The sequence below is a fragment of the Citrobacter sp. Cpo126 genome (assembly GCF_030332445.1).
GTDB classification, from domain to species: domain Bacteria; phylum Pseudomonadota; class Gammaproteobacteria; order Enterobacterales; family Enterobacteriaceae; genus Citrobacter; species Citrobacter portucalensis.
This window is the reverse complement of record NZ_JAOWHT010000023.1, coordinates 1-20,932: the sequence shown is the minus strand read 5'-3', so window position 1 is coordinate 20,932 and position 20,932 is coordinate 1. Positions and strand designations below refer to the sequence as shown.

General features: G+C 50.1%; 38 protein-coding genes. 4 read left to right on the top strand and 34 right to left on the bottom strand.

The annotated features are described in order from the left end of the window. Positions 1-43 precede the first annotated feature (43 nt). The 3 genes from rsmB (at position 44) to mscL (ending at position 3,286) form a co-directional block, all read left to right on the top strand. Positions 44-1,333 carry a 16S rRNA (cytosine(967)-C(5))-methyltransferase RsmB gene (rsmB, locus tag OGY17_RS03170; RefSeq protein WP_234103896.1) on the top strand — a complete coding sequence of 430 codons (1,290 nt, stop codon included), beginning with the start codon at positions 44-46 and terminating at the stop codon, positions 1,331-1,333. 21 nt (positions 1,334-1,354) lie between these two features. Next, positions 1,355-2,731, top strand: a complete 1,377-nt coding sequence (trkA, locus tag OGY17_RS03165; RefSeq protein ID WP_003031153.1) for a Trk system potassium transporter TrkA — start codon at positions 1,355-1,357, stop codon at positions 2,729-2,731. 141 nt (positions 2,732-2,872) lie between these two features. Continuing rightward, positions 2,873-3,286: a large-conductance mechanosensitive channel protein MscL gene (gene mscL, locus OGY17_RS03160; protein ID WP_003031152.1), complete on the top strand. Its 414-nt coding sequence runs from the start codon at positions 2,873-2,875 to the stop codon at positions 3,284-3,286. Here mscL and arfA read toward each other — a convergent pair. The 31 genes from arfA to rpsJ form a co-directional block, all read right to left on the bottom strand. Next, entirely contained in the window at positions 3,283-3,501 is a 219-nt protein-coding gene (gene arfA / locus OGY17_RS03155; RefSeq protein ID WP_003828276.1) for an alternative ribosome-rescue factor ArfA, read from the bottom strand. The genes mscL and arfA overlap by 4 nt on opposite strands. 57 nt (positions 3,502-3,558) lie before the next feature. After that, positions 3,559-3,984: a Zn(2+)-responsive transcriptional regulator gene (gene zntR, locus OGY17_RS03150; protein WP_003031145.1), complete on the bottom strand. Its 426-nt coding sequence runs from the start codon at positions 3,982-3,984 to the stop codon at positions 3,559-3,561. A gap of 10 nt (positions 3,985-3,994) precedes the next feature. Continuing rightward, positions 3,995-4,363 carry a DnaJ family domain-containing protein gene (locus OGY17_RS03145; RefSeq protein ID WP_003845236.1) on the bottom strand — a complete coding sequence of 123 codons (369 nt, stop codon included), beginning with the start codon at positions 4,361-4,363 and terminating at the stop codon, positions 3,995-3,997. A gap of 107 nt (positions 4,364-4,470) precedes the next feature. Next, positions 4,471-4,854 (bottom strand): 50S ribosomal protein L17, encoded by a 384-nt coding sequence (gene rplQ, locus OGY17_RS03140; protein WP_001216370.1) that lies wholly within the window; start codon positions 4,852-4,854, stop codon positions 4,471-4,473. 40 nt (positions 4,855-4,894) lie between these two features. Beyond that, the gene (locus OGY17_RS03135) at positions 4,895-5,884 is read right to left on the bottom strand and encodes a DNA-directed RNA polymerase subunit alpha (protein ID WP_003031139.1); all 990 of its coding nucleotides are present in this window, start codon (positions 5,882-5,884) and stop codon (positions 4,895-4,897) included. A 25-nt stretch (positions 5,885-5,909) separates the two neighbouring features. After that, entirely contained in the window at positions 5,910-6,530 is a 621-nt protein-coding gene (gene rpsD / locus OGY17_RS03130; RefSeq protein WP_003031138.1) for a 30S ribosomal protein S4, read from the bottom strand. A 33-nt stretch (positions 6,531-6,563) separates the two neighbouring features. After that, positions 6,564-6,953, bottom strand: a complete 390-nt coding sequence (rpsK, locus tag OGY17_RS03125; protein WP_003031137.1) for a 30S ribosomal protein S11 — start codon at positions 6,951-6,953, stop codon at positions 6,564-6,566. A 16-nt stretch (positions 6,954-6,969) separates the two neighbouring features. Then, positions 6,970-7,326, bottom strand: coding sequence for a 30S ribosomal protein S13 (rpsM, locus tag OGY17_RS03120; RefSeq protein ID WP_003031135.1), 357 nt, complete (start codon positions 7,324-7,326; stop codon positions 6,970-6,972). Positions 7,327-7,472: 146 nt separating this feature from the next. Then, on the bottom strand, positions 7,473-7,589 hold the full coding sequence (gene rpmJ, locus OGY17_RS03115) for a 50S ribosomal protein L36 (protein WP_000868187.1): 117 nt from the start codon (positions 7,587-7,589) through the stop codon (positions 7,473-7,475). Positions 7,590-7,619: 30 nt separating this feature from the next. Then, positions 7,620-8,951 carry a preprotein translocase subunit SecY gene (gene secY, locus OGY17_RS03110; RefSeq protein ID WP_001118864.1) on the bottom strand — a complete coding sequence of 444 codons (1,332 nt, stop codon included), beginning with the start codon at positions 8,949-8,951 and terminating at the stop codon, positions 7,620-7,622. A gap of 7 nt (positions 8,952-8,958) precedes the next feature. Further along, positions 8,959-9,393, bottom strand: a complete 435-nt coding sequence (gene rplO / locus OGY17_RS03105) for a 50S ribosomal protein L15 (protein WP_003031132.1) — start codon at positions 9,391-9,393, stop codon at positions 8,959-8,961. Between the two features lie 3 nt (positions 9,394-9,396). Next, positions 9,397-9,576: a 50S ribosomal protein L30 gene (gene rpmD / locus OGY17_RS03100; protein ID WP_001140434.1), complete on the bottom strand. Its 180-nt coding sequence runs from the start codon at positions 9,574-9,576 to the stop codon at positions 9,397-9,399. 3 nt (positions 9,577-9,579) lie between these two features. Next, positions 9,580-10,083 (bottom strand): 30S ribosomal protein S5, encoded by a 504-nt coding sequence (rpsE, locus tag OGY17_RS03095; RefSeq protein ID WP_003031131.1) that lies wholly within the window; start codon positions 10,081-10,083, stop codon positions 9,580-9,582. 14 nt (positions 10,084-10,097) lie between these two features. Next, positions 10,098-10,451: a 50S ribosomal protein L18 gene (rplR, locus tag OGY17_RS03090; protein WP_000358960.1), complete on the bottom strand. Its 354-nt coding sequence runs from the start codon at positions 10,449-10,451 to the stop codon at positions 10,098-10,100. Positions 10,452-10,460: 9 nt separating this feature from the next. Beyond that, positions 10,461-10,994 carry a 50S ribosomal protein L6 gene (gene rplF, locus OGY17_RS03085; RefSeq protein WP_003031129.1) on the bottom strand — a complete coding sequence of 178 codons (534 nt, stop codon included), beginning with the start codon at positions 10,992-10,994 and terminating at the stop codon, positions 10,461-10,463. Between the two features lie 12 nt (positions 10,995-11,006). Beyond that, positions 11,007-11,399 (bottom strand): 30S ribosomal protein S8, encoded by a 393-nt coding sequence (gene rpsH / locus OGY17_RS03080; protein ID WP_003031127.1) that lies wholly within the window; start codon positions 11,397-11,399, stop codon positions 11,007-11,009. Between the two features lie 30 nt (positions 11,400-11,429). Then, complete coding sequence (rpsN, locus tag OGY17_RS03075) at positions 11,430-11,735, bottom strand: 30S ribosomal protein S14 (RefSeq protein ID WP_003031125.1); 306 nt, start codon at positions 11,733-11,735, stop codon at positions 11,430-11,432. A gap of 14 nt (positions 11,736-11,749) precedes the next feature. After that, a complete protein-coding gene (rplE, locus tag OGY17_RS03070; RefSeq protein ID WP_003031123.1) occupies positions 11,750-12,289 on the bottom strand; it encodes a 50S ribosomal protein L5 in 540 nt (179 codons plus the stop codon). 14 nt (positions 12,290-12,303) lie between these two features. Beyond that, entirely contained in the window at positions 12,304-12,618 is a 315-nt protein-coding gene (rplX, locus tag OGY17_RS03065) for a 50S ribosomal protein L24 (protein ID WP_003031122.1), read from the bottom strand. A gap of 10 nt (positions 12,619-12,628) precedes the next feature. Further along, the gene (gene rplN, locus OGY17_RS03060) at positions 12,629-13,000 is read right to left on the bottom strand and encodes a 50S ribosomal protein L14 (RefSeq protein WP_000613954.1); all 372 of its coding nucleotides are present in this window, start codon (positions 12,998-13,000) and stop codon (positions 12,629-12,631) included. Positions 13,001-13,163: 163 nt separating this feature from the next. Further along, positions 13,164-13,418, bottom strand: coding sequence for a 30S ribosomal protein S17 (rpsQ, locus tag OGY17_RS03055; protein WP_003031120.1), 255 nt, complete (start codon positions 13,416-13,418; stop codon positions 13,164-13,166). After that, complete coding sequence (gene rpmC, locus OGY17_RS03050; RefSeq protein WP_000644742.1) at positions 13,418-13,609, bottom strand: 50S ribosomal protein L29; 192 nt, start codon at positions 13,607-13,609, stop codon at positions 13,418-13,420. The genes rpsQ and rpmC overlap by 1 nt, the downstream gene beginning before the upstream one ends. Next, positions 13,609-14,019: a 50S ribosomal protein L16 gene (gene rplP, locus OGY17_RS03045; protein WP_000941208.1), complete on the bottom strand. Its 411-nt coding sequence runs from the start codon at positions 14,017-14,019 to the stop codon at positions 13,609-13,611. The genes rpmC and rplP overlap by 1 nt, the downstream gene beginning before the upstream one ends. Positions 14,020-14,031: 12 nt before the next feature. After that, entirely contained in the window at positions 14,032-14,733 is a 702-nt protein-coding gene (gene rpsC, locus OGY17_RS03040; protein ID WP_000529945.1) for a 30S ribosomal protein S3, read from the bottom strand. Between the two features lie 17 nt (positions 14,734-14,750). Then, the gene (rplV, locus tag OGY17_RS03035) at positions 14,751-15,083 is read right to left on the bottom strand and encodes a 50S ribosomal protein L22 (RefSeq protein ID WP_000448832.1); all 333 of its coding nucleotides are present in this window, start codon (positions 15,081-15,083) and stop codon (positions 14,751-14,753) included. Positions 15,084-15,097: 14 nt separating this feature from the next. Further along, positions 15,098-15,376, bottom strand: a complete 279-nt coding sequence (gene rpsS, locus OGY17_RS03030; protein WP_001138115.1) for a 30S ribosomal protein S19 — start codon at positions 15,374-15,376, stop codon at positions 15,098-15,100. A 16-nt stretch (positions 15,377-15,392) separates the two neighbouring features. Beyond that, positions 15,393-16,214, bottom strand: a complete 822-nt coding sequence (gene rplB / locus OGY17_RS03025; protein WP_000301869.1) for a 50S ribosomal protein L2 — start codon at positions 16,212-16,214, stop codon at positions 15,393-15,395. Positions 16,215-16,231: 17 nt separating this feature from the next. Further along, positions 16,232-16,534: a 50S ribosomal protein L23 gene (rplW, locus tag OGY17_RS03020; protein WP_000617546.1), complete on the bottom strand. Its 303-nt coding sequence runs from the start codon at positions 16,532-16,534 to the stop codon at positions 16,232-16,234. Beyond that, positions 16,531-17,136 carry a 50S ribosomal protein L4 gene (gene rplD, locus OGY17_RS03015; protein ID WP_003031119.1) on the bottom strand — a complete coding sequence of 202 codons (606 nt, stop codon included), beginning with the start codon at positions 17,134-17,136 and terminating at the stop codon, positions 16,531-16,533. The genes rplW and rplD overlap by 4 nt, the downstream gene beginning before the upstream one ends. A gap of 10 nt (positions 17,137-17,146) precedes the next feature. Beyond that, on the bottom strand, positions 17,147-17,776 hold the full coding sequence (gene rplC, locus OGY17_RS03010; RefSeq protein ID WP_003031117.1) for a 50S ribosomal protein L3: 630 nt from the start codon (positions 17,774-17,776) through the stop codon (positions 17,147-17,149). Between the two features lie 32 nt (positions 17,777-17,808). Next, positions 17,809-18,120: a 30S ribosomal protein S10 gene (gene rpsJ / locus OGY17_RS03005; protein WP_001181005.1), complete on the bottom strand. Its 312-nt coding sequence runs from the start codon at positions 18,118-18,120 to the stop codon at positions 17,809-17,811. Positions 18,121-18,499: 379 nt separating this feature from the next. On the opposite strand from rpsJ, the gene OGY17_RS03000 reads away from it, so the two are divergent. After that, positions 18,500-18,967, top strand: coding sequence for a prepilin peptidase (locus tag OGY17_RS03000; protein WP_125363751.1), 468 nt, complete (start codon positions 18,500-18,502; stop codon positions 18,965-18,967). On the opposite strand, the gene bfr is transcribed toward OGY17_RS03000, so the two are convergent. The 3 genes from bfr to tuf form a co-directional block, all read right to left on the bottom strand. Continuing rightward, positions 18,964-19,440, bottom strand: coding sequence for a bacterioferritin (gene bfr / locus OGY17_RS02995; protein WP_003827773.1), 477 nt, complete (start codon positions 19,438-19,440; stop codon positions 18,964-18,966). The genes OGY17_RS03000 and bfr overlap by 4 nt on opposite strands. A 71-nt stretch (positions 19,441-19,511) precedes the next feature. Further along, positions 19,512-19,706: a bacterioferritin-associated ferredoxin gene (gene bfd, locus OGY17_RS02990; protein WP_003031111.1), complete on the bottom strand. Its 195-nt coding sequence runs from the start codon at positions 19,704-19,706 to the stop codon at positions 19,512-19,514. A gap of 185 nt (positions 19,707-19,891) precedes the next feature. Next, on the bottom strand, positions 19,892-20,932 hold a 1,041-nt coding region (tuf, locus tag OGY17_RS02985), incomplete at its 5' end, for an elongation factor Tu (protein ID WP_058842576.1).

Below are 20,932 nucleotides of genomic sequence, written 5' to 3'. Positions count from 1 at the left end.
CTCTTTAAGCCCGGTGTCTCCGGGCATTTTTATTTTTGCGCTTATGAAAAAACATTTTAATTTACGCAGTATGGCGGCCCAGGCCGTCGAACAGGTTGTCGAGAAAGGACAATCACTAAGTAACGTGCTGCCCGCCATGCAGCAAAAAGTTGCCGATAAAGACAAAGCGCTGTTACAGGAACTTTGCTTCGGCGTATTGCGTACACTCTCTCAACTGGAGTGGATGATCCAGCAACTGATGGAACGTCCAATGACGGGCAAACAGCGCACCGTTCACTACCTGATCATGGTGGGCTTCTACCAACTGTTGCATACTCGTATTCCGGCACACGCTGCGTTAGCTGAGACCGTAGAAGGCGCGGTCGTTATTAAGCGTCCACAGCTGAAAGGGCTGATCAACGGCGTACTGCGCCAGTTTCAACGCCGTCAGGATGAACTGCTGGCCGAGTTTGCGCAAAGCGATTTGCGCTTCTTACACCCCTCCTGGCTGGTGAAACGTATTAAGAGTGCGTATCCGCAGAAGTGGGAAGCCATTCTTGAAGCCAATAACCAGCGACCGCCGATGTGGCTACGAGTCAATCGTAATCACCATACTCGCGACGCCTGGCTAGACCTGCTTACCGAAGCGGGATTAACCGGTTTCTCGCATCCAGACTACCCGGATGCAGTGCGTCTGGAAACACCGGCTCCAGTTCACGCCCTCCCTGGTTTTGACGAAGGTTGGGTCACCGTTCAGGATGCTTCCGCTCAAGGATGCGTAAATTATCTGTTGCCGGAGGACGGTGAGCAGATCCTCGACCTGTGCTGTGCGCCGGGCGGTAAAACCACTCACATTCTGGAAGTTGCTCCGCTAGCTAACGTCATGGCCGTCGATGTGGATGAAAAACGCTTATCGCGCGTTTACGACAATCTGAAACGTCTGGGCATGAAGGCAACCGTAAAACAAGGGGATGGCCGCTATCCACAGCAGTGGTGCGGTGAACAACAGTTTGACCGTATTTTGCTGGACGCCCCATGTTCTGCTTCCGGGGTGATCCGTCGCCATCCGGATATCAAATGGCTGCGCCGCGACCGGGATATTGCCGAACTTGCCCAATTGCAGGCTGAGATCCTGAATGCTACCTGGTCACATCTTAAATCTGGCGGCACGCTGGTGTATGCAACGTGCTCTATCCTGCCAGAAGAGAACCAACAGCAAATTGCCGCCTTCCTGGCACGCACACCGGATGCGGTATTAAGCGAAACCGGTACGCCGGAAAAACCCGGACGTCAAAATTTACCGGGTGCGGAAGATGGCGATGGCTTCTTTTACGCTAAGCTAATCAAAAAGTGATGAGATAACGGGTCGCGACTGATGAAAATTATCATTCTGGGCGCAGGGCAAGTTGGCGGTACGCTGGCTGAAAACCTGGTCGGAGAGAACAACGATATCACGGTAGTCGATACCAATGGCGAACGCCTGCGCAGCCTGCAGGACAAGTTTGATCTCCGTGTCGTGCAAGGGCATGGTTCGCATCCCCGCGTATTGCGTGAAGCCGGTGCCGACGATGCCGATATGCTGGTTGCCGTAACCAGCTCAGATGAAACAAATATGGTTGCCTGCCAGGTAGCTTATTCACTGTTTAATACGCCTAATCGCATCGCCCGTATTCGTTCACCAGATTACGTTCGCGATGCCGACAAGCTGTTCCAATCCGATGCGGTGCCAATCGATCATCTGATTGCACCTGAGCAACTGGTTATCGATAGCATTTATCGCCTGATTGAATATCCGGGCGCATTGCAGGTGGTGAATTTTGCCGAAGGTAAAGTCAGTCTGGCAGTAGTAAAAGCCTATTACGGCGGGCCGCTTATCGGTAATGCGCTGTCAACAATGCGTGAGCATATGCCGCACATCGATACCCGCGTTGCGGCGATTTTCCGCCATGACCGACCGATCCGTCCGCAAGGTTCTACGATCGTTGAAGCGGGTGATGAAGTCTTCTTTATTGCGGCATCACAGCATATACGCGCCGTAATGAGTGAACTGCAGCGTCTGGAAAAGCCGTACAAACGCATTATGTTAGTGGGTGGTGGTAATATCGGTGCGGGTCTGGCACGTCGTCTGGAAAAAGATTACAGCGTCAAACTGATCGAACGTAATCAACAACGCGCATCCGAACTTGCAGAGAAACTACAAAATACGATCGTCTTTTTTGGTGATGCTTCGGATCAAGAGTTACTGGCCGAAGAACATATCGATCAGGTCGATCTGTTCATCGCAGTGACCAACGATGATGAAGCAAATATCATGTCGGCGATGCTTGCCAAACGGATGGGTGCCAAGAAAGTAATGGTGTTGATCCAGCGCAGAGCATACGTCGATCTGGTGCAAGGCAGCGTGATCGATATTGCGATTTCACCGCAGCAGGCGACCATCTCCGCGCTGCTGAGCCACGTGCGTAAAGCTGATATTGTTGGCGTTTCTTCACTTCGCCGTGGCGTCGCAGAAGCCATTGAAGCCGTCGCACACGGGGATGAAACGACGTCGAGAGTTGTAGGGCGTTCAATTGATGAAATTAAACTTCCGCCCGGAACCATTATTGGCGCCGTTGTACGTGGTAACGATGTCATGATTGCCAACGATAACCTGCGCATTGAGCAGGGCGATCACGTAATTATGTTCCTGACAGATAAAAAGTTTATTACCGACGTCGAGCGACTATTCCAGCCAAGTCCTTTCTTCCTGTAATAATTTGGGCGCTAATACAGCGCCCTTTTTATTTCCCTTTATTTTTCATGGTCTAATAAATTTTCCTTTCGGCAATACATAAATGGAAATTGCCTAAACATTTGTTAAACTTATAAACGTCAGCTGCATAGGGAGAATAAAATGAGCATTATTAAAGAGTTTCGCGAATTCGCGATGCGCGGGAATGTTGTCGATTTGGCAGTGGGTGTCATTATTGGTGCGGCATTCGGTAAGATTGTTTCATCACTGGTTGCCGATATCATTATGCCGCCGCTGGGGCTGTTAATTGGTGGAATTGATTTTAAACAGTTTGCTTTAACGCTACGTGATGCACAGGGAGACATCCCTGCCGTGGTCATGCATTACGGTGTATTTATTCAGAATGTATTCGATTTCATTATTGTTGCGTTTGCTATCTTTATGGCAATCAAACTGATCAACAAACTGAACCGTAAAAAAGCGGAAGAGCCGGCAGCACCGCCAGCTCCATCGAAAGAAGAAGTATTGCTAAGTGAAATTCGTGACCTGCTGAAAGAACAGAATAACCGCTCTTAAGCACTCACTGAAACAAGAAGGCCAGTGGTAAAAAAGTTAATTACTTTCTTGCCACTGGCCTCCCAGTTACCCCGATTGCCATGTTTGCCTTTTCGCAGATAACTTCCTTTCCCTTTCTTATTTTTCTCAACGCGCTGTCTGAACAGTGGGTCATGCAGAAGCGCCTCAATGGCGTTGTCCTTTATCTGCCCTTTGGTGTGCTGATAACGACTCATACTATCTCCAGTTTGTAGTAATTTACGCCGCGAGTGTAGACCTGGCAGTTCAAGAAATCAACAGCCTGATGTTGTTCCGCTGGCGCCTTGCTCAAGAGCTTCAAGAATAGAGCAGTACACGCTGCTGTGTGCCTTGCCGCAGCATGCATCATTCAATCGCTGCAGTGACCGCTGCATCGTCTGAAGTTCAGCAATGCGGGCTTCGACTTCTTGCAGTCTTTCCTGGACGATCCCTTTTGATTCCTGACAGGTATGGTGTTCGGGATCAACCCGGATCGAAAGCAATTCACGGATCGACTCCAGAGTGAAACCAAGCTGCCGGGCATAACGAATAAACTTCAAGCGCTGAAGATCGCTTTCTGTATAGAGGCGAAATCCACCTTCAGTACGCACTTCATGCTCCATCATCTGCTGCTTTTCATAGTAGCGGATAGTATCCGGCGTCACGTCAGCCAGTTTCGCTATTTCACCAATTCGGTACATGCTCTCTCCGCTATTCATCGTTGATCTTTTTTAGCAGCTTATCTGCGTAGTCACCGCGCAAAAACTCGGTGCTGAGTCCAGCCTGCCGAAGTTTAAGTTCCAGTAGCGACAGTCTTCGGCTCACCTCAGGATAACTGGGATCATCTTTGCGGATCCCCGCGAGTATTTCAAGCAGCTGTATTGCCTCTCTGCGTTGCTCGAGCTCAGGAGGAAGGCAACCTGCATTTTTTAATAAACGGTATCCGGCTCGGAGTTCAGGCGGAACATGGGAGTCATCGTCAAGAGTCAGCGGTTCGCCCGTTCCCGGTAAATCATCAAACTCGCCTTTAGACTGTGCATCAATAATATGGCGCTCTGCCCACTGGTCCAGTAACCACATACAACACTCCAGGGGATGAACAAAAAGAGTACAGATATTGTAGATAAGTGGGGATATGACGGATATAAAAAAACCCGCCGAGGCGGGTTTTTTTACGTTACTACAGATTACTCTGCAGCAGCTTCTGTTTTCTCTGAACGATCAACCAGCTCGATGTATGCCATCGGCGCGTTGTCGCCTGCACGGAAACCACACTTCAGAATGCGAGTGTAACCACCGGCGCGGCTCGCAAAACGCGGGCCCAGTTCGTTAAACAGTTTTGCCACGATCTCGTTATCACGAGTACGGGCGAATGCCAGACGACGATTAGCTACGCTATCAGTCTTGGCAAGAGTAATCAGCGGCTCAACTACGCGACGCAGCTCTTTCGCTTTCGGCAGAGTCGTCTTGATGATTTCATGACGAACCAGTGAACCTGCCATATTGCGGAACATAGCCTGGCGATGGCTGCTGTTGCGGTTCAGTTGACGACCACTCTTACGATGGCGCATGACCTTATCCTTCTCAGTAAAACCTTAACCTGTGATCCGGTTACTCGTCAGCGATGCTTGCCGGTGGCCAGTTTTCCAGGCGCATGCCCAGAGACAGTCCACGGGAAGCCAGCACGTCTTTAATCTCGGTAAGAGATTTTTTACCAAGGTTAGGCGTCTTAAGAAGCTCAACCTCAGTACGCTGTACCAGATCACCGATATAGTGGATAGCTTCTGCTTTGAGGCAGTTAGCAGAGCGGACAGTCAATTCCAGATCGTCAACAGGGCGCAGCAGGATCGGATCGAATTCTGGTTTCTCTTCTTTAACTTCCGGCTGACGTACATCACGTAAATCAACGAAAGCTTCCAGTTGTTCAGCCAGAATGGTTGCCGCACGACGAATCGCCTCTTCAGGATCGATTGTGCCGTTGGTTTCCATTTCGATGACCAGCTTGTCCAGGTCGGTACGCTGTTCTACACGCGCTGCTTCAACATTGTAGGCAATACGCTCTACAGGGCTGTAGCATGCGTCGACCAGCAGACGGCCGATTGGGCGCTCATCTTCTTCCGAATGAATTCGGGTAGAAGCCGGCACATAACCACGACCGCGCTGAACTTTGATACGCATGCTAATAGATGCATTCTCATCGGTCAGGTGGCAGATCACGTGCTGTGGCTTGACGATTTCGACATCACCATCATGGGTAATGTCGGCTGCAGTCACAGGGCCAATGCCAGATTTATTCAAGGTAAGAATAACGTCATCTTTACCCTGAACTCTCACCGCCAGCCCTTTCAGGTTGAGCAGGATTTCCAGGATATCTTCCTGAACGCCTTCTTTGGTGCTGTACTCATGTAGTACACCATCAATCTCAACCTCGGTCACCGCGCAACCCGGCATCGATGAGAGCAGAATACGGCGCAGTGCGTTACCCAAAGTATGGCCAAAGCCACGCTCTAAAGGCTCAAGGGTCACCTTGGCGTGCGTCGAACTCACTTGCTCGATATCTACCAGGCGCGGTTTTAGAAACTCTGTCACAGAACCCTGCATTGTGTCCTCTCTTTGGTACTAAGCTTTACTTGGAGTAAAGCTCGACGATCAGGTGTTCGTTAATGTCCGCAGACAGATCAGAACGCTCCGGCTTACGCTTGAACGTACCTTCCATCTTGCCAGCATCAACTTCCAGCCAGGTTGGCTTTTCACGCTGCTCAGCCAGCTCCAGAGCGGCTTTCACGCGAGACTGCTTCTTCGCTTTCTCACGAATGCTAACAACGTCATTCGGACTAACCTGATAAGAAGCGATGTTAACAACACGACCGTTTACCATAATTGCTTTATGGCTGACCAGCTGACGTGCTTCTGCACGAGTGGCACCGAAGCCCATACGGTATACAACGTTGTCCAGACGACCTTCCAGCAGACCCAACAGGTTTTCACCGGTGTTGCCTTTCAGACGCGCTGCTTCTTTGTAGTAGTTACGGAACTGACGCTCCAGCACACCGTAGATACGGCGAACTTTTTGCTTTTCACGCAACTGCACACCATAGTCAGACAGACGCGGTTTACGCGCACCGTGCTGGCCAGGAGCTTGTTCAATTTTACACTTGGTATCGATCGCGCGAACGCCAGACTTAAGGAATAAGTCAGTGCCCTCACGACGGCTCAGCTTGAGCTTAGGACCCAAATATCTTGCCATTTTCTTTCTCCAACAATCCTAGAAACGACAGCGTTATACGCGACGTTTTTTCGGCGGACGACAACCGTTATGAGGGATCGGAGTCACATCAGTAATATTAGTGATGCGGAAACCAGCGGCGTTCAGAGCACGAACAGTAGATTCGCGACCTGGACCCGGTCCTTTGACCATAACTTCCAGATTCTTGATACCGTATTCTTTTACGGCTTCAGCGCAACGCTCTGCTGCAACCTGAGCTGCAAACGGAGTGGATTTGCGAGAACCACGGAAACCGGAACCACCGGCTGTTGCCCAACCCAGTGCGTTACCCTGACGATCAGTAATGGTAACGATGGTGTTGTTAAAAGAAGCATGGATATGAGCCACGCCGTCAGAGACTTGTTTTCTTACACGTTTACGTGCACGAATTGGTGCCTTTGCCATTATTCAATCACCCCGATTATTTCTTGATCGGTTTGCGCGGACCCTTACGGGTACGTGCGTTGGTCTTGGTACGCTGACCGCGAACCGGGAGACCACGACGATGACGCAAACCGCGATAGCAACCAAGGTCCATAAGGCGCTTGATGCTCATGCTAACTTCACGGCGCAGATCACCTTCAACGACAAATTTGGCAACTTCGTCACGCAGCGTGTCGATTTGTTCTTCAGACAGCTCACTGATCTTAACATCTTCAGCGATACCCGCTGCAGCCAGAATGGCTTTAGAACGGGTCTTGCCGACGCCGTAGATCGAAGTTAATGCGATCACAGCATGTTTCTGATCAGGAATGTTAATGCCTGCTATACGGGCCACTATGCACTCCTACTATTTAATATGTACGCACCATGCTGAAAAGCCCGTTTTCAGGATACTCAAATGGAAACGCACAGACATACAAAAGATTGGCTGGCTAATCTAGCCAGCTCAACCCAACTTTGCAAGAAAAATATGCGAATAAATCAGCCTTGGCGCTGTTTATGCTTCGGCTCGGCACTGCAAATCACACGGATGACACCATCACGCTTAACGATTTTGCAGTTACGGCATAATTTCTTGACGGAAGCACGAACTTTCATTTTTACTCTCCGTAACTTCTCGGGCGACTGTTAACGGCCGTAGCCTTTCAGATTCGCCTTCTTCAATGCAGACTCGTACTGACTTGACATCATCAGAGTTTGCACTTGAGCCATAAAGTCCATAATCACGACAACAACGATAAGCAGTGAGGTCCCACCGAAGTAGAACGGTACTTTCATTGCATCACGCATGAACTCCGGGATCAGGCAGATAAAGGTAATGTAGAGCGCACCAACCAAAGTCAGGCGGGTCATTACTTTATCGATATACTTCGCCGTTTGCTCTCCCGGACGAATTCCTGGTACAAATGCACCGGACTTCTTCAGGTTATCTGCTGTTTCACGCGGGTTGAAAACCAACGCCGTGTAGAAGAAACAGAAGAATATGATTGCAGACGCATAGAGTAACACATAAAGCGGTTGCCCAGGCTGCAAATACAGCGAAATTGTTGTCAGCCAGTTCCAACCAGTCCCGCCCCCGAACCATGACGCGATGGTCGCCGGGAACAGAATAATACTGGAAGCGAAGATTGCCGGGATTACCCCCGCCATATTCACTTTCAGCGGTAAATGTGTGCTCTGTGCAGCATAGACACGACGACCTTGCTGACGTTTCGCGTAGTTTACCACAATACGGCGTTGACCACGCTCAACAAATACAACAAAGAACGTCACTGCGAATACTAATACTGCAACCAACAGCAACACGAGGAAGTGCAGGTCGCCTTGACGCGCTTGCTCGATAGTATGGGCAATGGCTGGCGGGAGTCCCGCGACAATACCGGCGAAGATAATGATTGAGATACCGTTGCCGATACCACGTTCAGTAATCTGTTCGCCCAACCACATCAGGAACATCGTCCCTGTAACCAGACTTACAACAGCGGTGAAATAGAATGCAAAGCCTGGGTTCATCACCAGGCCCTGCATACCAGGCATATTCGGCAGACCGGTAGCAATACCGATCGACTGGAATATTGCCAGCACCAGAGTACCGTAGCGGGTGTACTGGCTGATCTTACGACGACCAGACTCCCCTTCTTTCTTAATTTCTGCCAGCGTTGGATGAACCACCGTCAGCAGCTGGATAATGATCGACGCCGAAATATACGGCATGATCCCCAGAGCAAAGATAGAAGCACGGCTGAGAGCACCACCAGAGAACATGTTAAACATTTCAATGATGGTGCCTCGCTGTTGCTCAAGCAGTTTGGCAAGTACAGCGGCATCAATACCAGGGATCGGAATGAAAGAGCCAATACGGAACACAATCAACGCGCCGATTACAAACAGCAGTCTGCGTTTCAGCTCGCCTAAGCCACCTTTGGCACTTTGAAAATCTAATCCCGGTTGTTTAGCCATCTGCTACTTATTCCTCGATTTTACCGCCAGCAGCTTCGATAGCAGCACGAGCGCCTTTAGTAACACGCAGGCCACGAACAGTTACCGGAGTAGTGACTTCACCAGCCAGGATCACTTTCGCGAACTCGATCTGGATACCGATAATGTTAGCTGCTTTCAGCGTGTTCAGGTCTACAACACCGCCTTCAACTTTAGCCAGGTCAGACAGACGAACTTCGGCTGTAATCGCTGCTTTACGTGAAGTGAAGCCGAATTTCGGCAGACGACGGTACAGAGGCATCTGACCACCCTCGAAACCGCGACGTACGCCACCGCCAGAACGAGACTTCTGACCTTTGTGACCACGACCACCGGTTTTACCGAGGCCAGAACCGATACCACGACCCAGGCGGCGAGCCGCTTTTTTAGAGCCTTCGGCCGGAGACAGAGTATTTAAACGCATCTCTTACTCCTCAACTTTAACCATGAAGGAAACCGCGTTGACCATACCACGAACAGCAGGAGTATCCTCGCGCTCTACGGTGTGACCAATACGACGCAGACCCAGGCCAAGCAGCGTTGCCTTGTGTTTCGGCAGACGACCGATTGCACTGCGGGTTTGAGTAATTTTAATAGTCTTTGCCATGGTTTATTTCCCCAGAATTTCTTCAACGGATTTACCACGCTTGGCAGCGACCATTTCCGGAGATTTCATATTTTCCAGGCCATCGATAGTTGCACGCACCACGTTAATCGGGTTAGTGGAACCATACGCTTTAGCCAGAACGTTACGAACTCCAGCGACTTCCAGAACGGCGCGCATTGCACCACCGGCGATGATACCGGTACCTTCGGAAGCCGGCTGCATGAATACACGAGAACCCGTGTGAGTACCCTTAACCGGGTGCTGCAGGGTGCCGTGGTTCAGCGCGACGTTAATCATATTGCGACGGGCTTTTTCCATCGCTTTCTGGATCGCTGCTGGAACTTCACGCGCTTTACCGTAACCAAAACCAACGCGACCGTTACCATCACCAACTACAGTCAGAGCTGTGAAGGAGAAAATACGACCACCTTTAACGGTTTTAGATACGCGGTTAACCGCGATCAGCTTTTCCTGCAGTTCGCCAGCTTGTTTTTCGATGTGAGCCATCTTACACCTCTACCTTAGAACTGAAGGCCAGCTTCACGGGCAGCATCTGCCAGTGCCTGGACACGACCATGATATTGGAACCCGGAACGGTCAAAAGAAACATCTTTGATGCCTTTTTCCAGAGCGCGTTCAGCAACAGCTTTACCTACAGCTGCAGCAGCGTCTTTGTTACCGGTGTACTTCAATTGTTCAGCGATAGCTTTTTCTACAGTAGAAGCAGCTACCAGAACTTCAGAACCGTTCGGTGCAATTACCTGTGCGTAAATATGACGCGGGGTACGATGTACCACCAGGCGAGTTGCACCCAGCTCCTGGAGCTTGCGGCGTGCGCGGGTCGCACGACGGATACGAGCAGATTTCTTATCCATAGTGTTACCTTACTTCTTCTTAGCCTCTTTGGTACGCACGACTTCGTCGGCGTAACGAACACCCTTGCCTTTATAAGGCTCAGGACGACGGTAGGCGCGCAGATCTGCTGCAACCTGACCGATCAGCTGTTTATCAGCGCCTTTCAGCACGATTTCAGTCTGAGACGGACATTCTGCAGTGATTCCCGCAGGCAGCTGATGGTCAACTGGGTGAGAGAAACCTAAAGCCAGGTTTACTACATTCCCTTTAACCGCTGCACGATAACCTACACCAACCAGCTGAAGCTTCTTAGTGAAGCCTTCGGTAACACCGACAACCATTGCATTCAGCAGGGCACGCGCGGTACCAGCCTGAGCCCATCCATCAGCGTAACCATCACGCGGACCGAAGGTCAGTGCATTATCTGCATGATTTACTGCAACAGCATCGTTGAGAGTACGAGTCAGCTCGCCGTTTTTACCTTTGATCGTAATAACCTGACCGTTGATTTTTACATCAACGCCGGCAGGAATAACGACCGGTGCTTTAGCAACACGAGACATTTTTTCCTCCGATTAGGCTACGTAGCAGATAATTTCGCCACCAAGACCAGCCTGGCGCGCTGCACGATCAGTCATAACACCTTTAGAGGTAGAAACAACTGCGATACCCATGCCAGCCATAACTTTCGGCAGCTCGTCTTTACGCTTATAAATGCGCAGACCTGGGCGACTGACACGCTGAATGCTTTCTACAACAGCTTTACCCTGGAAATACTTGAGAGTAAGTTCCAGTTCCGGCTTGGTGTCGCCTTCAACTTTAAAATCTTCAATAAAACCTTCTTCCTTCAGCACGTTGGCAATTGCCACTTTCAGCTTGGAGGAAGGCATGGTGACCGCAGCTTTATTCGCGGCCTGACCGTTACGGATACGGGTCAGCATATCCGCGATCGGATCTTGCATGCTCATCTGTCTTTACTCCCGTGATTCAATTGGTAATTACCAGCTAGCCTTTTTCAAGCCTGGTACTTCACCGCGCATGGCGGCTTCACGCAGTTTGATACGGCTCAACCCGAACTTGCCCACATAGCCATGCGGACGACCTGTTTGACGGCAGCGGTTACGCTGACGGGACGGGCTGGAATCACGCGGCAGAGACTGCAGCTTGAGAACTGCGTTCCAACGATCTTCGTCGGTCGCGTTCACATCAGAGATAATAGCTTTCAGTTCAGCGCGTTTTGCGAAGTACTTATCAGCTAAAGCTACGCGCTTTACTTCGCGTGCTTTCATTGATTGCTTAGCCATTCAGTAACCCTACCTTACTTGCGGAACGGGAAGTCAAAGGCAGCCAGCAGAGCACGGCCTTCTTCATCAGATTTCGCAGTAGTGGTAATGGTAATATCCAAACCACGCACGCGGTCGACTTTATCGTAGTCGATTTCTGGGAAGATGATCTGCTCACGGACACCCATGCTGTAGTTACCACGGCCGTCGAAAGACTTAGCGGACAAGCCACGGAAGTCACGGATACGTGGAACAGCAATAGTGATCAGGCGCTCAAAGAACTCCCACATGCGTTCGCCACGCAGAGTTACTTTACAGCCGATCGGATAGCCCTGACGGATTTTGAAGCCTGCAACTGATTTGCGTGCTTTGGTGATCAGCGGTTTTTGACCGGAGATTGCTGTCAGGTCAGCTGCTGCGTTATCCAGCAGTTTCTTGTCAGCGATCGCTTCACCAACACCCATGTTCAGGGTGATCTTCTCGACCCGAGGGACTTGCATGACAGAATTGTAGTTAAACTCAGTCATGAGTTTAGCGACTACTTCGTCTTTGTAGTAATCATGCAGTTTCGCCATCGTACTACTCCAAATTACTTGATAGTTTCGCTGTTAGATTTGAAGAAACGGACTTTTTTGCCGTCTTCGAATCTAAAGCCTACACGGTCAGCCTTGCCGGTTGCCGCGTTGAAGATAGCAAGGTTAGAGATCTGAATAGCTGCTTCTTTCTCTACGATGCCGCCTGGTTGGTTCAGGGCCGGAACCGGCTTCTGATGTTTCTTAACCAGGTTGATACCTTCAACAATGACCTTGCCGGAAGACAGGACATTCTTAACTTTACCGCGTTTACCTTTATCTTTACCGGTTAACACGATAACTTCGTCATCACGACGGATCTTCGCTGCCATGATTCGCTCCTTAGAGTACTTCTGGTGCCAGAGAGATAATTTTCATGAACTTCTCGTTACGAAGTTCACGAGTTACCGGCCCAAAAATACGCGTACCGATAGGTTGCTCGCTGTTATTGTTTAAAATAACGCATGCATTACCATCGAAGCGAATGACAGAACCGTCCGGGCGACGAACACCCTTCTTGGTGCGCACCACTACCGCCTTCAGCACATCACCTTTTTTGACCTTACCACGCGGAATTGCTTCCTTGATGGTGATCTTGATGATATCGCCGACGCCTGCGTAGCGACGGTGCGAGCCACCCAGAACCTTGATACACATTACGCGACGTGCACCGGAGTTGTCGGCGACGTTCAGCATAGTCTGTTCTTGGATCATTTTAGTGCTCCGCTAATGTCAACTACTACTGAGACCCGAAAATCAGGTCGTTAAAAAAGCCCCATATCGGGGGCGCGGCATTATAACACCGCTTCAACGATATGGGTAGAAAAAATAAACGGCTCATCGCTGAGCCGTTTATTCGTTGAGAATGCCTACTGTATTACAGAACGGCTTTCTCTACAACGCGAACCAGCGTCCAGGACTTAGTCTTGGACAGCGGACGGCATTCGCGGATTTCAACCACGTCACCAGTACCGCATTCGTTGTTCTCGTCATGTACGTGCAGTTTGGTCGTACGCTTAATGAATTTACCGTAGATCGGGTGTTTCACAAAACGTTCGATAGCAACAACGATGGATTTCTCCATTTTATCGCTAACAACGCGACCTTGCAGAGTACGGATTTTATCGGTCATTACGCACCCGCCTTCTCAGTCAGTAAAGTCTTAACGCGTGCGACGTCACGACGCACTTGCTTCAACAGGTGAGACTGTTGCAGCTGGCCACTTGCAGCCTGCATACGCAGGTTGAACTGCTCACGCAGCAGATTCAGCAGCTCGGTGTTCAGCTCTTCAACACTCTTCTCACGCAGCTCTTTTGCTTTCATTACATCACCGTCTTAGTTACAAAGGTGGTTTTAATCGGCAGTTTCGCTGCTGCCAGCTTGAATGCTTCACGGGCCAGCTCTTCCGGTACGCCGTCCATTTCATACAGGACTTTACCCGGCTGAATCAAGGCAACCCAATACTCCACGTTACCTTTACCTTTACCCATACGCACTGCCAGCGGCTTTTCAGTGATCGGTTTGTCCGGGAATACACGGATCCAGATCTTACCTTGACGCTTAACTGCACGGGTCATAGCACGACGTGCTGCTTCGATCTGACGGGCAGTCAGACGACCACGGCCAACAGCTTTCAGACCGAAGCTGCCGAAGCTAACATCCGCGCCAGCAGCCAGACCGCGGTTACGGCCTTTGTGCATTTTACGGAATTTTGTACGCTTTGGTTGTAACATCAGCGACGCTCCTTATTTACGGCCTTTACGCTGCTGCTTTTTAGGTTGCGCAGCCGGTTTTTCCGGTTGTTCAACAGCAGCCATACCACCCAGGATCTCGCCTTTGAAGATCCACACTTTAACGCCGATTACACCGTAAGTGGTGTGCGCTTCAGAGGTGTTGTAGTCGATGTCAGCACGCAGAGTGTGCAGAGGTACGCGACCTTCGCGGTACCATTCGGTACGTGCGATTTCCGCGCCGCCCAGACGGCCGCTAACTTCAACTTTGATACCTTTAGCGCCCAGACGCATTGCGTTCTGTACAGCACGCTTCATAGCACGACGGAACATAACACGACGTTCCAGCTGAGAAGTGATGCTGTCAGCAACCAATTTTGCGTCCAGTTCAGGCTTACGCACTTCGGCGATATTGATCTGAGCAGGAACGCCAGCAATATCCGCTACGACTTTGCGCAGTTTTTCTACGTCTTCGCCTTTCTTACCGATAACGATACCCGGGCGAGCGGTGTGAATGGTCACACGGATGCTCTTAGCCGGACGCTCGATAACGATACGAGATACAGACGCTTTAGCCAGTTCCTTAGTCAGGTACTGACGTACTTTAAAATCGCTGTCCAGGTTGTCAGCGAATTCTTTGGTGTTCGCAAACCAGGTTGAGTTCCATGGTTTTACAATACCCAGGCGAATACCATTAGGATGTACTTTCTGACCCATTGCTAGTCTCCAGAGTCTCAGCGATCGGACACAACCACAGTAATGTGGCTGGTGCGCTTCAGGATGCGATCTGCACGACCTTTTGCACGCGGCATAATGCGCTTCATGCTCGGGCCTTCGTCTACGAAAATTTTCGTAACTTTCAGATCGTCAATGTCAGCGCCATCGTTGTGTTCAGCGTTAGCAATGGCAGATTCCAGGACTTTCTTAACCAGTACAGCCGCTTTCTTATTGGTGTAGGTCAGAATATCCAGAGCCTGCGACACTTTCTTACCGCGAATCAGGTCTGCAACAAGGCGAACCTTCTGAGCAGAAGAACGAGCATGGCGATGTTGAGCTAAAGTTTCCATCTCTTCCTCCTACCTTATTTCTTCTTCGCTTTTTTATCAGCAGCGTGGCCGCGATAAGTACGAGTCGGTGCGAATTCACCCAGTTTGTGACCGACCATTTCGTCGGAAACAAATACCGGAACGTGCTGACGACCATTATGGACAGCGATGGTCAAACCGATCATGTTAGGAAAGATCGTTGAACGACGGGACCAAGTGCGCAGGGGCTTCTTGTCTCCGCTTTCCACCGCTTTCTCTACCTTCTTCAGCAAGTGCAGGTCAATAAAAGGACCTTTCTTGAGAGAACGTGGCATGGCTTATCCTCTAAAATTATTTGCTACGGCGACGTACGATGAATTTATCAGTACGCTTGTTGCTGCGGGTCTTCTTACCTTTGGTCTGAACGCCCCACGGAGTTACCGGGTGCTTACCAAAGTTACGACCTTCACCACCACCATGTGGGTGGTCGACTGGGTTCATCGCAGTACCGCGAACGGTAGGACGAACACCACGCCAGCGTGCAGCACCTGCTTTACCCAGAACGCGCAGCATATGCTCAGCATTGCCAACTTCGCCCAGAGTTGCACGGCAGTCTGCTTCGACTTTACGCATTTCACCAGAACGCAGACGCAGGGTGACATAAGCACCATCACGAGCAACGATCTGAACGTAAGTACCAGCGGAACGTGCCAGCTGACCGCCTTTACCTGGTTTCATTTCTACGTTATGAACGGTAGAACCAACCGGGATATTGCGCATCGGCAGGGTGTTACCTGCTTTGATTGCAGCATCAACGCCAGACTGAATCTGGTCGCCAGCTTTCAGGCCTTTAGGGGCCAGGATGTAACGGCGTTCACCGTCTTTGTACAGAACCAGCGCGATGTTCGCGGAGCGGTTCGGATCGTACTCAAGACGTTCAACAACTGCCGGGATACCGTCTTTGTTGCGTTTGAAGTCAACAATACGATAAGCCTGCTTGTGACCACCACCGATGTGACGAGTGGTGATGCGGCCATTGTTGTTACGACCACCGGATTTGCTGTTTTTTTCAACCAGCGGAGCAAAAGGTTTGCCCTTGTGCAGCTCTGGGTTGACCACTTTAACAACGTGGCGACGACCCGGAGATGTCGGTTTACATTTAACAACTGCCATTGTATTACTCCTCCGACTTACTCAGCGCCGCCGACGAAGTCCAGATTCTGGCCTTCCTTCAGGGTGACGTAAGCTTTTTTCCAGTCGCTACGACGACCGATACGCTGTCCGTGACGTTTAACTTTCCCTTTAACTACCAGGGTGTTAACGACTTCGACTTCGACTTCAAACAGTTTCTGCACAGCAGCTTTGATTTCTGCTTTGGTCGCGTCTTTAGCAACTTTGAGAACGATGGTGTTAGTTTTTTCCATCGCAGTAGACGCTTTTTCAGAAACGTGCGGTGCGCGCAGCACTTTCAGCAGACGTTCTTCACGAATCATGCCAGCATCTCCTCAACTTGCTTAACAGCATCAGCAGTCATTACGACTTTGTCGAAGGCGATCAGGCTAACCGGGTCGATACCAGTTGCATCGCGTACGTCAACCTTGTGCAGGTTGCGCGCAGCCAGGAACAGGTTTTCGTCCAGCTCACCGGTGATGATCAGCACATCTTCCAGAGCCATGTCTTTCAGTTTCTGTGCCAGCAGCTTAGTTTTAGGCGCTTCTACAGAGAATGATTCGACAACGATCAGACGATCCTGACGTACCAGTTCGGACAGAATGCTTTTCAGCGCGCCGCGGTACATCTTTTTGTTAACTTTTTGACTGTGGTCCTGTGGACGAGCAGCGAAGGTCACGCCACCTGAACGCCAGATCGGGCTCTTGATAGAACCTGAACGCGCACGGCCGGTACCTTTCTGGCGCCACGGCTTTTTGCCTGAACCAGTTACTTCAGCACGAGTCTTCTGAGCACGAGTACCCTGACGAGCACCAGCTGCATAAGCAACAACAACCTGGTGAACCAGCGCTTCGTTGAAATCACGACCGAAGGTAGTTTCGGAAACAGTCAGCGCGCTCTGCGCGTCTTTCAATACTAATTCCATTGCTATCCCCTTACGCCTTCACAGCTGGTTTAACGATCAGGTCGCAACCGGTCGCACCCGGAACACCACCTTTAACCAGCAGCAGGTTGCGCTCAGCGTCAACACGTACTACGTCCAGGCTCTGAACGGTTACACGTTCGTTGCCCAGCTGACCTGCCATTTTCTTGCCTTTGAACACTTTGCCCGGAGTCTGGTTCTGACCGATAGAACCCGGAACGCGGTGAGACAAGGAGTTACCGTGAGTAGCGTCCTGGGTACGGAAGTTCCAGCGCTTAACGGTACCAGCGAAACCTTTACCTTTAGAGGTACCGGTTACGTCAACTTTTTTAACGTCAGCAAACAGTTCAACGCTAATGTTCTGACCAACGGTGTATTCTTCACCATCTGCCAGACGGAATTCCCACAGGCCGCGGCCAGCTTCTACGCCAGCTTTAGCAAAGTGGCCAGCTTCCGGCTTAGTTACGCGGTTAGCTTTTTTAGCACCGGTGGTAACCTGAACAGCGCGATAGCCATCGTTAGCCAGATCTTTAACCTGAGTAACGCGGTTTGCTTCAACTTCGATAACGGTTACTGGGATAGATACGCCATCTTCAGTGAAGATGCGGGTCATACCCACTTTTTTACCGACTAAACCAATCATTGTATCAACCTCTCAATCGCTCGATGACCTGATTAACCCAGGCTGATCTGCACGTCTACACCGGCAGCCAGGTCCAGACGCATCAGAGCATCAACGGTTTTTTCAGTTGGCTCAACGATGTCAACCAGACGCTTGTGAGTACGGATCTCGTACTGATCACGCGCGTCTTTGTTGACGTGCGGGGAGATCAGAACGGTGAAACGCTCTTTGCGGGTCGGCAGCGGGATCGGACCACGAACCTGCGCACCAGTGCGCTTGGCAGTCTCGACGATTTCCGCGGTTGATTGATCGATCAGACGATGATCAAACGCTTTCAAACGGATACGGATTCTTTGGTTCTGCATGAGACCAGAGCTCCAATTATTTTATAGACGAAATAGTTACTCCTCAAACCCATTACGATTGATGGGAGAGTGTAACCGTTCTTACAGAGTTCCCCGATTGGGAACATTGTCTGGTATTGCTTTCGCAGTACCGGTGGCTCATATCGAACCGCTGTCAATATTAGACAAGCCCGCGCATTATACGTAAATCTCAGTCTTAAGCAAGTGCCGCGTAGAAATTAATCACTCGTTCACAAATGCGGCGCTCCTTCCACTCTGATTGTATGTCCTGTGGTGCAACGCGTTTTCCGTGGAAGAGAGCATCCATAACCCACATCCCGGGCTTGTAGGGCCGCCGGGTTTACCTGAAGGTAAACTCTTTACCAGATAAGGCTTGCCCATGTACATCGACCTCCCCTTTCTGTTGATTTATGTTTCGCTATCAGGGTTGCTCTTAGTCCATGACCTACGTACCGGGTTACTGCCCGACAAATTTACCTGCCCTCTTTTGTGGGGCGGTCTTATTTATCATCAATGCTGCAGACCTGCACAGTTATCCGACGCGCTTTGGGGTGCTGTAGCGGGCTATGGGGTATTTGCTTTGTTCTACTGGGGGTATCGTTTGATATGTCGACAGGAAGGGTTAGGCTTTGGTGATGTCAAATTTCTTGCCGCGCTAGGCGCATGGCATCGCTGGGAATCATTACCACTTTTGGTTTTACTTGCCGCGGGTATGGCATGTTGCCTCACCGGGATTTCCTGCATCCGTTACGGGAAACAGGTACTAAAAAACCCGCTGCCATTTGGGCCATATCTGGCGGCTGCGGGTTTTGTTATTGGCCTGGTAAGTATGATACAGGGCGGTTAGTCACTGACTTTAATTTGCGATTGCAGATAATTTTGTAAGCCAAGTTTTGCAATCAGGTCCAGCTCGGTTTCGAGCCAGTCAATATGCCCTTCTTCTTCAGTCAGGATCTCAATCATCATATCCCGGCTGACATAATCATGAACGCTATCGGCATAGGCAATGGCTTCACGTAAGTCTTTAGCACCATCGAGTTCGAGTCGAAGATCGGATTGCAGCATCTCTTCAACGTCTTCGCCAATACCCAACTTGCCAAGATCCTGCAAGTTCGGGATCCCTTCTAAGAATAAAATACGCTCGATATATTTATCAGCGTGTTTCATCTCATCGATAGATTCATGGTACTCAACATCATTGAGGCGAGTCAGTCCCCAGTTTTTAAACATACGAGCATGGAGAAAATACTGGTTGATCGCGACAAGCTCATTTCCCAATAGTTTATTGAGATAATTTATGATTTTAACATCACCTTTCATTTTATAGTCCCTCCGCTTCCACTCTTAGAGCGTAGATGGGGCTACAGGGATGTCAAAAAAAAGAGTGTGACTTAGGCGATCTCTTTAAATTCTGGCATTTGCGTTAATTCATCCTGCATGACTTCGCGGGCAGCACGAATGCACTTACCGCATTGATTTCCAACAGGAATAAATTTACGTAATTGCTGAAAAGACTGAGGATGAAACTGGCGAACAGCCTGACGTATTTTTTTATCACTTATCGCATTACACAAACAAACGTACATGATCGCTCCCGTTCAATTTCTGCGCAAAGTGTAAATGAGAATAGTTATGATTACAATAGCACAACGCGATTTACGCAGCGGGAGAATGAATAAAAAATGCGAATAAATATGACAACGACTAAATTGCAGGTAGCAAAAAGGGCGCCGAAGCGCCCTTTTTAAGCTCAAAGCTAATTAATCAATAATTAGCTCATTACTTTAGCAACAACGCCCGCACCAACAGTACGGCCGCCTTCACGGATTGCGAAACGCAGACCGTCGTCCATCGCGATCGGGTGGATCAGGGTAACAACCATTTTGATGTTGTCGCCCGGCATTACCATCTCTACGCCTTCTGGCAGTTCGATGGTACCAGTCACGTCAGTAGTACGGAAGTAGAACTGCGGACGGTAGCCTTTGAAGAACGGAGTATGACGGCCGCCTTCGTCTTTGGACAGAATGTACACTTCAGATTCGAACTTGGTGTGCGGCTTGATAGAGCCCGGCTTAGCCAGTACCTGACCACGTTCGATTTCTTCACGTTTGATACCACGCAGCAGAACACCAACGTTCTCACCAGCACGGCCTTCGTCCAGCAGTTTGCGGAACATTTCAACGCCAGTACAGGTAGACTTAGCAGTCTCTTTGATACCAACGATTTCAACTTCTTCACCAACTTTGATGATACCGCGTTCTACACGACCGGTAACAACGGTACCACGACCGGAGATGGAGAATACGTCTTCGATAGGCAGCAGGAACGGCTTGTCAATCGCACGCTCTGGTTCTGGGATGTAAGAATCCAGGAAGCCAGCCAGTTCGATGATTTTCGCTTCCCACTCTGCTTCGCCTTCCAGCGCTTTCAGAGCAGAACCACGAACGATCGGAGTGTCGTCGCCCGGGAAATCGTACTGAGACAGAAGTTCACGAACTTCCATTTCTACCAGTTCCAGCAGCTCTTCGTCATCAACCATGTCGCATTTGTTCAGGAACACGATGATGTACGGAACGCCTACCTGACGACCCAGCAGGATGTGCTCACGAGTCTGCGGCATCGGGCCGTCAGTCGCAGCAACAACCAGGATCGCGCCGTCCATCTGCGCAGCACCGGTGATCATGTTTTTAACATAGTCGGCGTGGCCCGGGCAGTCTACGTGTGCGTAGTGGCGAGTCGGGGTGTCATATTCAACGTGAGAAGTGTTGATGGTGATACCACGAGCTTTTTCTTCCGGCGCGTTATCGATCTG

What these genes read in the sequence shown, in the direction of transcription:
- rsmB (WP_234103896.1), top strand. Translation starts at nt 44, where the DNA reads ATGAAAAAACATTTTAATTTACGCAGTATGGCGGCCCAGGCCGTCGAA.
- trkA (WP_003031153.1), top strand. Translation starts at nt 1,355, where the DNA reads ATGAAAATTATCATTCTGGGCGCAGGGCAAGTTGGCGGTACGCTGGCT.
- mscL (WP_003031152.1), top strand. Translation starts at nt 2,873, where the DNA reads ATGAGCATTATTAAAGAGTTTCGCGAATTCGCGATGCGCGGGAATGTT.
- arfA (WP_003828276.1), bottom strand. Translation starts at nt 3,501, where the DNA reads ATGAGTCGTTATCAGCACACCAAAGGGCAGATAAAGGACAACGCCATT.
- zntR (WP_003031145.1), bottom strand. Translation starts at nt 3,984, where the DNA reads ATGTACCGAATTGGTGAAATAGCGAAACTGGCTGACGTGACGCCGGAT.
- OGY17_RS03145 (WP_003845236.1), bottom strand. Translation starts at nt 4,363, where the DNA reads ATGTGGTTACTGGACCAGTGGGCAGAGCGCCATATTATTGATGCACAG.
- rplQ (WP_001216370.1), bottom strand. Translation starts at nt 4,854, where the DNA reads ATGCGCCATCGTAAGAGTGGTCGTCAACTGAACCGCAACAGCAGCCAT.
- OGY17_RS03135 (WP_003031139.1), bottom strand. Translation starts at nt 5,884, where the DNA reads ATGCAGGGTTCTGTGACAGAGTTTCTAAAACCGCGCCTGGTAGATATC.
- rpsD (WP_003031138.1), bottom strand. Translation starts at nt 6,530, where the DNA reads ATGGCAAGATATTTGGGTCCTAAGCTCAAGCTGAGCCGTCGTGAGGGC.
- rpsK (WP_003031137.1), bottom strand. Translation starts at nt 6,953, where the DNA reads ATGGCAAAGGCACCAATTCGTGCACGTAAACGTGTAAGAAAACAAGTC.
- rpmJ (WP_000868187.1), bottom strand. Translation starts at nt 7,589, where the DNA reads ATGAAAGTTCGTGCTTCCGTCAAGAAATTATGCCGTAACTGCAAAATC.
- secY (WP_001118864.1), bottom strand. Translation starts at nt 8,951, where the DNA reads ATGGCTAAACAACCGGGATTAGATTTTCAAAGTGCCAAAGGTGGCTTA.
- rplO (WP_003031132.1), bottom strand. Translation starts at nt 9,393, where the DNA reads ATGCGTTTAAATACTCTGTCTCCGGCCGAAGGCTCTAAAAAAGCGGCT.
- rpmD (WP_001140434.1), bottom strand. Translation starts at nt 9,576, where the DNA reads ATGGCAAAGACTATTAAAATTACTCAAACCCGCAGTGCAATCGGTCGT.
- rpsE (WP_003031131.1), bottom strand. Translation starts at nt 10,083, where the DNA reads ATGGCTCACATCGAAAAACAAGCTGGCGAACTGCAGGAAAAGCTGATC.
- rplR (WP_000358960.1), bottom strand. Translation starts at nt 10,451, where the DNA reads ATGGATAAGAAATCTGCTCGTATCCGTCGTGCGACCCGCGCACGCCGC.
- rplF (WP_003031129.1), bottom strand. Translation starts at nt 10,994, where the DNA reads ATGTCTCGTGTTGCTAAAGCACCGGTCGTTATTCCTGCCGGCGTTGAT.
- rpsH (WP_003031127.1), bottom strand. Translation starts at nt 11,399, where the DNA reads ATGAGCATGCAAGATCCGATCGCGGATATGCTGACCCGTATCCGTAAC.
- rpsN (WP_003031125.1), bottom strand. Translation starts at nt 11,735, where the DNA reads ATGGCTAAGCAATCAATGAAAGCACGCGAAGTAAAGCGCGTAGCTTTA.
- rplE (WP_003031123.1), bottom strand. Translation starts at nt 12,289, where the DNA reads ATGGCGAAACTGCATGATTACTACAAAGACGAAGTAGTCGCTAAACTC.
- rplX (WP_003031122.1), bottom strand. Translation starts at nt 12,618, where the DNA reads ATGGCAGCGAAGATCCGTCGTGATGACGAAGTTATCGTGTTAACCGGT.
- rplN (WP_000613954.1), bottom strand. Translation starts at nt 13,000, where the DNA reads ATGATCCAAGAACAGACTATGCTGAACGTCGCCGACAACTCCGGTGCA.
- rpsQ (WP_003031120.1), bottom strand. Translation starts at nt 13,418, where the DNA reads ATGACCGATAAAATCCGTACTCTGCAAGGTCGCGTTGTTAGCGATAAA.
- rpmC (WP_000644742.1), bottom strand. Translation starts at nt 13,609, where the DNA reads ATGAAAGCAAAAGAGCTGCGTGAGAAGAGTGTTGAAGAGCTGAACACC.
- rplP (WP_000941208.1), bottom strand. Translation starts at nt 14,019, where the DNA reads ATGTTACAACCAAAGCGTACAAAATTCCGTAAAATGCACAAAGGCCGT.
- rpsC (WP_000529945.1), bottom strand. Translation starts at nt 14,733, where the DNA reads ATGGGTCAGAAAGTACATCCTAATGGTATTCGCCTGGGTATTGTAAAA.
- rplV (WP_000448832.1), bottom strand. Translation starts at nt 15,083, where the DNA reads ATGGAAACTTTAGCTCAACATCGCCATGCTCGTTCTTCTGCTCAGAAG.
- rpsS (WP_001138115.1), bottom strand. Translation starts at nt 15,376, where the DNA reads ATGCCACGTTCTCTCAAGAAAGGTCCTTTTATTGACCTGCACTTGCTG.
- rplB (WP_000301869.1), bottom strand. Translation starts at nt 16,214, where the DNA reads ATGGCAGTTGTTAAATGTAAACCGACATCTCCGGGTCGTCGCCACGTT.
- rplW (WP_000617546.1), bottom strand. Translation starts at nt 16,534, where the DNA reads ATGATTCGTGAAGAACGTCTGCTGAAAGTGCTGCGCGCACCGCACGTT.
- rplD (WP_003031119.1), bottom strand. Translation starts at nt 17,136, where the DNA reads ATGGAATTAGTATTGAAAGACGCGCAGAGCGCGCTGACTGTTTCCGAA.
- rplC (WP_003031117.1), bottom strand. Translation starts at nt 17,776, where the DNA reads ATGATTGGTTTAGTCGGTAAAAAAGTGGGTATGACCCGCATCTTCACT.
- rpsJ (WP_001181005.1), bottom strand. Translation starts at nt 18,120, where the DNA reads ATGCAGAACCAAAGAATCCGTATCCGTTTGAAAGCGTTTGATCATCGT.
- OGY17_RS03000 (WP_125363751.1), top strand. Translation starts at nt 18,500, where the DNA reads ATGTACATCGACCTCCCCTTTCTGTTGATTTATGTTTCGCTATCAGGG.
- bfr (WP_003827773.1), bottom strand. Translation starts at nt 19,440, where the DNA reads ATGAAAGGTGATGTTAAAATCATAAATTATCTCAATAAACTATTGGGA.
- bfd (WP_003031111.1), bottom strand. Translation starts at nt 19,706, where the DNA reads ATGTACGTTTGTTTGTGTAATGCGATAAGTGATAAAAAAATACGTCAG.